This window comes from Alteromonas sp. ABV2_168, from assembly GCF_056161165.1.
In genome coordinates this window covers 86,560-98,948 of sequence record NZ_JBSWYQ010000013.1, presented here as the reverse complement: position 1 = coordinate 98,948, position 12,389 = coordinate 86,560, and the positions used below count along the sequence as shown (strand labels likewise).

Annotated in this window: 7 protein-coding genes; 2 read left to right on the top strand and 5 right to left on the bottom strand. The window is 48.5% G+C overall.

Features of this window, described 5'->3' with window-relative positions:
* Nucleotides 1-64 precede the first annotated feature (64 nt).
* Nucleotides 65-973 carry a sialate O-acetylesterase gene (locus tag ACXAH4_RS17895; RefSeq protein WP_474882859.1) on the bottom strand — a complete coding sequence of 303 codons (909 nt, stop codon included), beginning with the start codon at nucleotides 971-973 and terminating at the stop codon, nucleotides 65-67.
* A 122-nt stretch (nucleotides 974-1,095) separates the two neighbouring features.
* Complete coding sequence (glnS, locus tag ACXAH4_RS17890; RefSeq protein WP_474882858.1) at nucleotides 1,096-2,760, bottom strand: glutamine--tRNA ligase; 1,665 nt, start codon at nucleotides 2,758-2,760, stop codon at nucleotides 1,096-1,098.
* A 207-nt stretch (nucleotides 2,761-2,967) separates the two neighbouring features.
* Here glnS and ACXAH4_RS17885 point away from each other — a divergent pair, with 207 nt between their 5' ends.
* Nucleotides 2,968-3,999 (top strand): LacI family DNA-binding transcriptional regulator, encoded by a 1,032-nt coding sequence (locus ACXAH4_RS17885; protein WP_474882856.1) that lies wholly within the window; start codon nucleotides 2,968-2,970, stop codon nucleotides 3,997-3,999.
* A 44-nt stretch (nucleotides 4,000-4,043) separates the two neighbouring features.
* Here ACXAH4_RS17885 and ACXAH4_RS17880 read toward each other — a convergent pair whose 3' ends face one another.
* From ACXAH4_RS17880 to ACXAH4_RS17870, 3 genes are read right to left on the bottom strand one after another with little or no spacing between them, the layout of a single operon-like run.
* Nucleotides 4,044-5,738 (bottom strand): alpha-amylase family glycosyl hydrolase, encoded by a 1,695-nt coding sequence (locus ACXAH4_RS17880; protein WP_474882854.1) that lies wholly within the window; start codon nucleotides 5,736-5,738, stop codon nucleotides 4,044-4,046.
* Complete coding sequence (locus ACXAH4_RS17875; protein WP_474845872.1) at nucleotides 5,735-7,201, bottom strand: MFS transporter; 1,467 nt, start codon at nucleotides 7,199-7,201, stop codon at nucleotides 5,735-5,737. The genes ACXAH4_RS17880 and ACXAH4_RS17875 overlap by 4 nt, the downstream gene beginning before the upstream one ends.
* 16 nt (nucleotides 7,202-7,217) lie before the next feature.
* Nucleotides 7,218-9,068 carry a glycoside hydrolase family 13 protein gene (locus ACXAH4_RS17870; RefSeq protein WP_474882852.1) on the bottom strand — a complete coding sequence of 617 codons (1,851 nt, stop codon included), beginning with the start codon at nucleotides 9,066-9,068 and terminating at the stop codon, nucleotides 7,218-7,220.
* Nucleotides 9,069-9,470: 402 nt separating this feature from the next.
* On the opposite strand from ACXAH4_RS17870, the gene ACXAH4_RS17865 reads away from it, so the two are divergent.
* Complete coding sequence (locus ACXAH4_RS17865; protein ID WP_474845868.1) at nucleotides 9,471-12,386, top strand: TonB-dependent receptor; 2,916 nt, start codon at nucleotides 9,471-9,473, stop codon at nucleotides 12,384-12,386.
* Nucleotides 12,387-12,389 lie beyond the last annotated feature (3 nt).

Sequence of the window (12,389 nt, the reverse complement as noted above, 5' to 3'; positions counted from 1 at the left end):
TTATTGCCTGTAAATATAAAACGGGGAGCGTTAGGCTCCCCGTTTTCCATGCGCCATCCATCGTTTAACGTTGACCACAGGTTTGCTGCAATTTAAGCATGGCAGCTGCGAATTCCTCACCCAGATGCACATATCCTTCACTTTGATAGTGCCAACCGTCATCCAGATGCGTTTCTTTTTCCAGAGTTGTCACATACGCCGCACACACATCATTTTCCACAAAAGCCTTCTGTCCCTGCTGAACAATTTTATGATAATTCATCCTCATGCCGTCTGCTTCATCCATACCCGAATCGGTAATTTTTCCAATCACGACAGGTAAATCATCATCCCGTAAGGCCGCTCTTATCAGTGCCATCAGCTCTTTTAAATTAGCCTGATACGCCGCTGCAATCTCTTTCGTTTCTGCCGCATCAGACTCACCCTGCATCCACACAATACCAGCCGGCACCAGGTTATCAACTTCACCGTCAAGATCGATATCAACAGGAGAAAATGCATTGCGGATAGTCGTGAGGAAGTGGTCGAACTGGTTAACGCCGGTGTTCTTCTTATAGAAAGGATACCAGCTGCCGTGGCCAATCCCTTCAGCAATCGCCGAACCTCCTTTGGCGTACTTTATAATGGCAAAGGGCTGGTTATTGTTCAGTGAATAGAGTTGATGACCAAATGAAACTTCCGGACCGAACTTGTCACTGTACAGGCTCACGCGGCCATTAGATTTAAAACCCTTACCCGTACCGGGCTGCAGCGGTGCCCAGACACCTTTACCGCCTGAAAGGTCATCATCTGAAACCGCATTGCCGGCAAACATATAAATATTGTCAGCAGGTTTACTGTAGAGAGGTTCAAGATCTTTACTGACGCCGTATCCCTGCATATTGGATTGTCCGCCGAGAAAGTACACCGGAAAGGTTGCCGGCATAGCTGAGAAAGACAAAAGTGAAGTGAGTGCCAGAATTCCCCGTTTCATGATGTTCCCTGTTATGAACTGTTTTTTACAGATTACGCAACACTATGGTCAGCATCAATGAGAAATATGCATAAAAAAAACCGCAGATAAACTGCGGTTTTATATAAGAAACTTTATCAGGACTAATCAGCAATCTTAGCCCAGGAATCCCGAAGTCCTACTGTGCGGTTAAACACACTGAGGGTATCAGATGAATCTTTATCCAGACAGAAGTAACCGGTGCGCTCAAACTGCCAGCCTCCGGCTACCGGATTTTCCGTTAATCCCGGTTCAACGAAACCGGATTTCACTTCAAGAGAAGCAGGATTAATGGCATCTGTAAAATTCTCTTCCGCTGCCGGATTCGGTACGTTAAACAGACGGTCGTACAAGCGGAATTCGGCTTTGACACCGGCATTGGCATCAACCCAGTGGATCACACCTTTAACCTTGCGGCCATCAGCAGGATCTTTACCCAGGGTTTCATCGTCATAAGTGCAGAAAATGGTAGTGATATTACCATCCGCATCTTTTTCGACCCGTTCAGCTTTTACCACATAAGCATTACGTAAACGCACTTCTTTGCCGAGTACCAGACGCTTAAACTTTTTATTCGCTTCTTCACGGAAGTCTTCCGCTTCAATCCACGCTTCGCGGCTGAAAGGAATTGTGCGGCTGCCCATAGATTCATCATTCGGATGATTAGGTGCCTGCAATGATTCAGACTCACCTTCAGGGTAATTTTCAATAACCAGTTTAACCGGGTCAAGAACGGCCATTGCACGGGGAGCGTTGACGTTCAGATCATCGCGGATACAGGCTTCCAGCATGCCCATTTCCACCATGTTATCCATTTTGGTTACACCGATACGCTTACAAAATTCACGCACAGACGCAGGCGTATAGCCTCTGCGGCGCAAACCGGCTATGGTAGGCATTCTGGGATCATCCCAGCCGCTCACGTGATTTTCTTCTACCAGTTGAATAAGACGACGTTTACTCAACACCGTGTATTCCAGATTCAGCCGGGAGAATTCATACTGACGGGGTGTGCATTCGATTGAAATATTCTCAATCACCCAGTCATAGAGTCTGCGGTTATCCTGGAATTCCAGTGTACACAGAGAGTGGGTGATCCCCTCGATGGCGTCTGAGATACAGTGGGTGAAATCGTACATGGGATAAACGCACCATTTCTCACCGGTCTGGTGATGGTGTGCGAATTTCACCCGGTAAATCACCGGATCCCGCATACACATGAACGGGGATGTCATGTCAATTTTTGCACGCAGTGAACACTGGCCTTCCGCATACTCACCGGCAGTCATTTTCTCAAATTCTGCACGGTTGGTCGCAGGATCGGTATCACGGTAAGGACTGTTTTTACCGGGTTCTGTCAGTGTCCCGCGCAGTTCACGCATGGTTTCCTGGCTGGAGAAATCCACATAAGCCAGACCTTTATCAATAAGCTCCATCGCATAACCATGCAGCAAATCGAAGTAATCCGATGAATAACGGGCATCACCATTCCACTGGAAACCCAACCAGTTTACGTCTTCCTTGATGGAATTGACGTAAGCGATATCTTCTTTGGCAGGGTTGGTGTCATCAAAGCGCAGATTACACGTACCGTTGTAATCACTGGCTACACCAAAATTCAGACAAATAGACTTCGCATGTCCAATGTGTAAAAAACCGTTCGGTTCCGGTGGGAAACGTGTTTTTATAGAATCATGAAGACCTGCAGCAAGATCTTTTTCAATAATCTGCCGGATAAAATTGGTCGGATGATGTTCCGTTTCCGCCATTCGCCCTTTCCCCTTAAATGAAAATCTGTTCTGACATAATAATCGCCGAGTATAACCGGTTGCCCGGCCGGTCACTATGATTAATTGAAATCGCCCTGCCCGAACGGCTAAATTTACAACGAAAACCGCTGTCCGGGCAATTAACTCAGACACTTATCAGCGTTAAGTATGGTAACATAACCACTTTAAACCCTTTCAGTAACAGGCATGAAAGAAAAAGCCACGTCTTTTGATATTGCTCACCTGGCCGGCGTATCCCAGTCCACGGTCTCAAGGGCGCTCAGTAACAGCCCGCTTGTAAATAAAGAAACCCGCGAGCGGGTGCAGCGTATTGCCAAAGAACTGAACTACAAAGTAGACAAAAACGCTAGCAACCTGCGTAAACAGAAAAGCAATACAATTGCTTTACTGCTGTTTGAAGATCCTACGTCTGACGACTCAATGATAAACCCGTTTTTCCTGAACATGCTGGGAAGCATAACAAGGGCGAGTTCTGCCGCCGGTTACGATTTGCTGGTGTCTTTTCAGAATCTGGACGATGACTGGCACGCTGAGTTTGAAGACTCGAAAAAAGCTGACGGTATCATTCTGCTCGGTTACGGAGATTACACCGCCTGGCGGGACAAACTGGCCCAGCTGGAAAATCAGGGCACCCATTTTGTGCGCTGGGGGGCTAAAGATGCAGATCATCCCGGTATCAGCATCGGCTGTGATAACTTTCAGGGCGGATATGATCTCACCACCCACCTGGTGAAAAATGGACACCGCCGGTTTGCGTTTATCGGTGATGCAGGCGGACATGCGCCGGAATTCCTGGCCCGCTATAAGGGTTACACACAGGCATTAAAAGACGCCGGCATTGATGCCGGTGACTTTATCCGTATTGATGCAAACTCTACTGAAGAAGCCGGTGCGCAGGCTATCCGTAAAATTCTTCATTCTGAACAAAAGCCTGACGCCGTGGTGTGTGCATCAGATCTGATTGCTACCGGTGTGTTACAGGCGCTGAAAGAAACGCCATACAGGGTACCGCAGGACATCGCCGTCACCGGCTACGACAACATCAGTATCTCCGCTTTTACTACGCCGGCCCTGACCACCGTGCAACAGGATACCCGGCTAGCCGGCGAATTGCTGGTTACCAGCCTGCTTAAGGCGATTAATAAACAAATCGTCAGTGATTTTCTGATGTCTGCAGAGCTCATCATCCGCGAGTCCTGTGGCGGAAAAAAATACTGAAAATCTAAAAGAAAAGGGGGTTGCCTTTGCAACCCCCTGTGTCATCACTGATTCGCTATCTGCTCATACAGATGCTGAATAAAATTGTCATCACTGAGCGGACCATCCCGCAACCAGACCTGTACACTGTGGGCTCTGACTTCGCTGGTTAAAACGCGGTTGTTCACTTCCTTTTCACTGCCACTTAGTTGTTCACTCCAGCGTCCGTTTTGCATGTACTCTGCTATCTCAAAAGAAACTGGTGTATCACCTTTATTCAACAGTACAAGGGCTGTCTGTTTTGCGCTGTCATCCTGTACAACACGGTAGAAGGCGGCCTTTTCACCATTCAGTTCGAGCATGGTTTGTAAGCCACGCTGTAATGCCGGTGTGGCTTTACGAACATGAGCAATAGCAGACAGAGACTGATAGATACGGTGCTGCGGCGCCTTATCCACATTGTCTTGTCCGTAATAGTTACGGTTTCCGCTGTGCTCTGCTGTGCCGCGCATAAAGCCGGTCTCTGAGCCCTGATAAACCACCGGTATACCCCGTGAAGTAAACAGCCAGTTATGGGCATCAATAAAGCCGTCATCCGAAGCATTCATCCGCGGCATATCGTGATTATCGTAAAAAGTCGTCAGATCATAGGGATTATGATAAGGCCCGTGGGTTAGATGCAGTGCGCCGCTTAACGTTTCGAATCCTGCATTTTCAGTCCCGAACACACTGACCATGGCTTTTTGCATAGGGAAATCCAACACGCTGATATTGCCGTTTTTAGGCAACGTATGCTGGGCAATGAAGTTCGCATCATACTGAAAACTCTCCCCGAACATAAAGAAACCGGGATGTTCTGCACGTATACGGTCAGACATCGTACGCCAGAAATGATGAGGCACATGCCGGATAGTATCAATCCGGAATGCATCAGCGCCCTGCTCTATCCAGTAAAGATAAGAATTAATCAGGTAATCCTGGACGTCCGGATTTGACTCATCGAGATTAGACAGCTCTACCAGATCCGGGTAGTCGTGGAAAAATGCCTGCAAAGGCTGAGTGGTATCCAGTTCAGATGGCAGCGTATTAATATGATTGGCCACCAGCTTTCCCTGTGCATCATAAATTTCACCAAATCCCGGTTGATCCTGCGGCATTGAAAAACTGGGAGAGCCGTGATTGGCGACAATATCAAACACGGTTTTGAGGCCGGCATCATGCATGGCAGTGGTATAGTCTTTGACCGACAAGCTGGCACTGATCAGATGTTCATCGGGCTGATAGAAATTGGTGGCCCAATAGCCGTGGTAACCGGTTTTACCCCCATCTTTAAACTGGCCACCGAACGTAATAGGTTCACTGCCGGTAAATGCCTGATCCGGGTTATCGACTACAGGTGTTAACCACACAGCGGTAAAACCCATATCTTTGATGAAATCAATATTGTTGACCACACCCTGCAAGTCACCGCCCATGTAGCCTACGTTAGCTGTTGCACCGTCAGGACCATTAAGAGGCAAATTCCAGCTGGGGTGATCACCGCCCTGAGTTTCATAATTGTTTTGTTTATCACCGTCGACAAAACGGTCAGTCATAATGAAGTAAACGGCTTCAGCACTGAACGGCTCTGCAGTACCCCTTATAAAGGGTGTGTTTGTACTTTCCGGCATCCCATCTGACAGGGAAGAATCTGGCGTATTTTCACACCCGCTGAGGGTTAATACGCTGGCAATCGCATACATTGTGTGGCTTATTCTCATTGTAATTCTCCTGCCGTATTCTGTGAGGCGACGGCATGGATTTCTTTTTCTTTAACAAAAAATACCGCCACTGCTGCGCAAAGCATGGAAACACCGGCCACCACAATGATATTGATGGCGGTGTTTTCAAATACCCTGCTCAGTATCCAGCCTGCTGTGAGTCCTGCAACGATCTGCGGAATGGCTACTGTGAAGTTAAATATGCCCATATACACACCGGTTTTATCTGCAGGAAGTGCGCCGGCCAGCATGGCATAAGGCATAGCCAGAATAGCAGCCCAGGCAATTCCTACTCCGATCATGGGAAACACCAGGTTGACTGCGCCCTGTGGTACCGTGACGTCTGTAATAAGTAAATTCACGTGTACCGGACTGATGTCTCCGGATATCAGGAAACTGATATAACCCAGTCCCCCTAAAACCAGTGAAGAGGCATAAACGGTTTTGCGGCCAAATGTATCTGCAAGGCGGGCAAGAAACACGGAAAATACGGCGGCAAACACACTGTATGCGGCAAAAAGAATACCTACCCAGTCACCGGCCGCACCTTTCGCAGCAATGACATCAGCAGGCACAGTACCCGCAGCAGCAATAAATGCTGGATCAAACCACTGTTTATCCACTCCCCAGATATGCTGGGTGATAGCCGGCATGGTGTAAACCCACATGATGTACAACGCAAACCAGGAGAAAAACTGCACCACTGCAAGTTGTTTCATCGTGGCGGGCATGGTGGCCACAAGTTTGAAGAATCCGGTTTTCTCCGTTTTGTCTTCAGAATCTGTCTGCAATCCTTTATAGCGGGCGTAATCTGACGGCGCGTATTCTTTAGTGCGAAACACCGTCCAGAGTACTGAGCCAAGCAATACGGTAGCGCCAATATAGAATGCCCAAATCACCGACGGAGCCACCTGTCCGGGCGACGCGGTATTATTAAGACCCGCCACATTAGTCAGAAGGAATGGAAGAATTGAGCCGATAACTGCGCCAATGTTGATCAGTAATGACTGCACCGAGTAACCCAGGTTGCGCTGGCTGGCTGGCACCATATCCGATACCAGAGAACGGAATGGCTGAAAGCAAACATTGAAGGAGGCGTCCATCAATGCCAGCATCAATGCACCGAATAACATAGGCGCCATGATGGTGACAAATAAGGGAGCATTCGGCATCAGGATCATACCCAGGCCGGCGGCAAAGGCACCGGCGAGAATGTATGGACGGCGTCGGCCAAGGCGATTCCATGTGCGGTCAGACGCACTGCCGACCACGGGCTGTATGATCAACCCCATCACTGGCGCCACCAGCCAGAACAATGCCAGCGAATGAAGGTCTGCACCGAGATCAGATAAAATGCGGCTGACGTTGGCATTTTGCAGAGCGAAACCAAACTGTACGCCGAGAAAGCCAAAACTGACATTCCAGACTTGCCAGAACGGTAATACAGGCTGTTTGTTATTCATATTCTGTCCGTTATTATTATTGATTCAGGATCCACACCGTTGCGCTGTGCTCAGGCACTGACAAGGAGTTTCCGGCTGCCATTATTTCATCGTCACCGGCCTGCTGTAACGTTTTTACACCAGCAATGCGCTCACTGAAACGCTGTAAGTTTACGTCCTTTTTATCGTTTTTGTTAATTACCACCATAATTTGCGTATCCGTTTTCCTGTTATGCCGGAAATAAACGTAAGTGCCGTCTTCCGGTACGTACTGCGTGAGCTGTCCTTCGAAAAGTAACGGATACTGCTTTCTGATGTGTAAAAGCTGACGGATAAATTGCTGTGCTTCCACAGAGCGGGCATTGTCGCTTTCATAAGAAAATGCCGGTGACTCATCTCCCGGCCAGCCGCCCGGGAAATCACTGCGAATAATGCCATGATCTTCGGTGCCCGCATTATCCATCAGAATTTCAGTGCCGTAGAATACCTGCGGAATACCCCGCGTTGTCAGCACCACTGTCATGGCCATTTTCCACAGCGCCATATCCTGATCCAGTTGTGTGTAGATCCGGCTCATATCATGGTTATCTGCAAATACCACCAGGTTACCGGCATCACCGTAGATAAAATCCCCGGCGAGTAACTCGTACAATTTTTTCAGCCCGCTTCCCCACGATTCTTCTTCTTTCAGGGCAGAGACAAGGGTGTGTTGAAGAGGAAAATCCATCACTGACGGTAGCGAAGATTCATAACCGTCCTGTCTGAGGGTGCCGGACTGCCAGTAAGAGGTAATTACCGGATTCACCGACCATTCTTCCCCGACAATATTCAGCGACGGATATTCCTTCATCAGCCTGGCTGTCCAGGCAGACAGGAAGTCCTTATCGGAATAGGAATAAGTGTCCACGCGAATACCGCTTAAACCGGCATACTCCACCCACCAGACAGCATTTTGAATCAGATATTTAGCGAGATAGGGATTATGCTGATTTAAGTCCGGCATTGACGGAACGAACCAGCCGTCACTGAATGCCAGTCTGTCGGCTTTTGCACCGTGAGGATCATGCAGAGTTTCACGGATATGCGTGGTGGCAGAAAAATTGCCGTCGTGGTGGATCCAATCTTTATCAGGGGGCGAGGTTGTCCAGGGGTGTCCGCTGCCGATATGATTCAACACCATATCCATGATCACACCGATCCCCTGCTCTGCTGCACGCTCGCTCAGCGTCTTATAAAGGTCATTTGAACCGTATCGCGGGTCAATCTGATAGTAGTCAGTGATGGCATAGCCATGATAAGAATAACTGTCCATGGCATTTTCCAGCAATGGCATACTCCATATCTGCGTAAACCCCATGTCTGACAGATAGTCCAGGTGATCAATAATCCCCTGAATATCTCCACCGTGCCTGCCTCCGGCTTCTTCACGGTTTAGTTTATCTGTGTAGTTTTCAAGAGAATCATTGGATTCGTCGCCGTTAGCGAACCGGTCTGGAGTGAGCAGATAGATCGTGTCTTTTCCGGAATAGCCCTGTCGTTGTGCTGAACCCTTTTTACGCTCATGCAACACATATGAGAAAGACACCCGTCCGCCGTTTTCTTTGGTGATTTCAAACGGAATGACGCCCGGTTTTACGTTGTCTGACAACGTGAGATCGACAAAAATATAATCTGCATTTGAAGGCCGGTGGACACTATCAACGTGAACGCCCGGGTAACGGGTTTTTACATTTGCTTTGCCCAGATCTTTATCCCGGATCATCAGTTGTAAACGGGAGTCGGCCATGTTCACCCACCAGTCCGGTGGTGACACTGATACACCGTAAGCAGGTATACAGAGTAAGTTTGCTGCCAGTACGGCTCCGCACACCGTTGCTGCTTTTTTCATTGTAATACTTCCGGCTTTTTAACAAGCGCTGTTAATGTTTCGTTAAACTTTTTGGGATAGTAACCGGATGCCCGGACTGCGCCAATGTTCTGCATACGTATTCAGCGCATTTCACTAAAAGCGTCTATGCTTTTGAAAGCGCGGTGAACTTCTAGAATATCAGAACGCTGCATTGTCGTTGCAGGCGGCGACATGGTTGAGATTTCAGCATCCGGCGCGTCGCTGAATCAATTAAGCGGGTTTTACATTCCGGACCGGATTACAGAAATTTGTTAATCCTCACCAATCTTAATTGATTAAGTAATTTTGTGTTTTTCACTTGATGTTCTGTAAAAACCAAACTATTGTTAATTTAATGTTGCATAAGCGCACATTCATGTTAATGAGAAAGGGCACACAAAAATGACCAAAAAACAGTTATTTAAACCTGCACTACTGACCCTGGCAGTCAGCTCTGCACTTTTCCCCGGTGTCATCCTGGCACAACAAACAGATAATGAAGAAGCTAAGGATTTTGAGGTTATCGCGGTAAAAGGTATTCGCGGGTCTCTGATGCGGGCGCAGGCCATTAAAATGGACAACTCGTCTATTGTGGAAGCTATTTCTGCTGAAGACATTGGTAAGCTGCCTGATTCATCCATTGCAGAATCGCTGGCAAGATTACCCGGTATGGCCGGTGAACGTGTAGGTGGCCGTACATCAGGTATTTCAGTCCGTGGTTTCAAAGAAGACTTTGTCGGTACATCATTAAACGGCCGTGAGCTTATCGGCATCGGTGACAACCGTGGTGTTGAATATGATTTGTATCCTTCAGAAATTATGACCGGTGCCACGATTTATAAAACCACCGATGCATCCCTTCTGGTCCAGGGTATAGGTGGTACAGTTGACCTACAAACAGTCAGACCGCTGGCTGCACAGGAAACACTCACCTTCACCGGTGTGTATGAAATGGGTGGCAATGACTCTGATAACCCTGAATTCGACAATACGGGCAAACGCTATGCCTTGTCTTTTGTAGAAAAATTCGCCGATGACACGGTCGGTATTGCTGTCGCGCTGGCCACCACAGAGTCTCCCCGTAACGAGAGAAAATACGGAGTGTGGGGTTACGGTGATAACAACGGTGCTTCCCTGCCCTTCGGGCTTGACAGTCAGGCAATCAGCCGCGTGCTGGAACGTGATACCGTTTCTGCAATCTTCCAGTGGCGCCCCACAGACAATCTGGACATTGTGGTAGACGTACTTAGCATCGATTACTCTGATTCCGGTGTGATCCGCGGTTTCATCGAACCATTCGAATTGGATGCCAGCTCTTTAAATGGCAGTGGTGCAAATTCTACCGGTACCCAGACAAACGCGAATCCGGTTTTGCGTACTGACCCTGCACAGAAAGACGGTGAACTGACGACGGTGGGCCTGAACATTGATTATCAACTGAATGATGAATGGTCGGTGAAACTGGATGTTGCTGACAGCAGCTCCAGTAAGCGTGACCTGCGCGGTGAATCTTACGCCGGTCTTGCCCGTAGCGGAGCTGAAATTGCTGCCGGCGATCAGCGTACCCGTGATTTTGTGATGGGACCTGACGGGATTTACTTTACCGGCTCAACCGGCCTGGATGCATTCTCTGATCCTAACCTGTTACAACTTACCGGCCCGCAGCAATGGGGTGGCGGTATGGCGGCGCTTGCCGATCAGTTCGATACTGACGTCCTTCGTGCAGACGGCACACCATATACCTTCATCAACGCGCAGGATGGCTTCCTGAACTATGCAGATTTTGAAGAAGAGCTGACAACAGTTCGTCTTGAAACAGAAGGTTATGTTGACTGGGGCATTGTGAACCAGATTAATGTGGGTGTTGCATACAGCGACCGTTATAAGTCAAAAGATAACAAAGGCTTCTTTGCTACTGCTTCAAGCTATCCGAATTCAGAATCAATTCCGTCTTCATACCTGTACAACGGTCTGGCAGATCTGACCTGGGCTGGCATGGGCTATGTAGTAGCGTACGACGGTTTTGCGCCATATAACGACGGCGAGTATGAATTAAATGATGCCGGTCTGCTCGAGCCGGACCGTTTAGGCGACACCTACAAAGTGTATGAAGAAGTCACCACACTGTTTGCCAAATTTGATTTTGAAACAGAAATCGGTGATTTCCCTGTCACCGGTAATTTCGGTGCGCAGTACGTTCAGACCGATCAGCGCTCGACCGGCTATATCGGTGTCGTTGGCGCAAACTTCAAAGTGTGTGACGGCGATGATAACGGCGTGATCGACGCAGATTGTGAGCAGGATATTTCTGACGATTACAATCACTTCCTGCCCAGCCTGAACGTTTCTGTTGAAGTGGGCGAGAATCAGTTTGTTCGCTTTGCGGCCAATAAAACCATCAGCCGTGCCCGTATCGATCAAATGAAAGCATCGGGCTTTGTGAAATTCGACCAGAACATTAACCTGATTGCTATTCCAAATACTCAGGCGGCAGTAGACGAGTACGGCACACCATGGTCCAAGTTCCAGGGTAACCCCCGTCTTCGTCCTCTGGAAGCAAATAACTATGACCTGTCTTTCGAGAACTACTTTGAAGATGAAGGTTATGTGTCTGTGGCGTTATTCTATAAAGACCTGGTCAACTGGACGCGTGACGGTAACCTGACTATAGATTTCACCAACGACCCCACCAATGATGGCGCAGATTACTTCATTCCCGGATTCCATGACAGAACCGTGGGTGCCGACGGGCTGGTAGGTCCGGACGGCACGGTCTATGCGCCCGGCACTTACATCACTCCACCGGATACAGGTACATTTTCATTCTTCGAAGATGGTCTGACCGGCAGCGTAAAAGGTGCTGAGGTTACCGCTCAGATACCCCTGCGTATGGTGAGTGACGTACTGGACGGTTTTGGTATCGCCGCTTCTTATACTTACATTGATGCGACTCTGGAAGATGACTCACCGGTGCCCGGTCAGTCAGAAAGAGTTACGTCTTTGACTGCCTATTACGAAATGAATGGCTTTGAAGTGCGTGTTGCTGCGACAGACCGGGGTGAATTCTTCACCTATCAGCGCGGCGGTTCAAACAAAATTGAAGGTGCGACACGGGATGCGGTTACCCAGGTGGATGCGCAAATCAGCTATGACTTCGAGGGCAGTGGTATTGAATACCTTGAAGGATTGCGTATATCTTTGCAGGGTACGAACCTGACCGATGAAAAAGAAGAGACCCGCGATTCGAATGGTTTCGTCACCCTGAGACGGGAGTTCGGACCTTCTTATATGCTGAACTTCAACTACTCCTTCTATTAATCA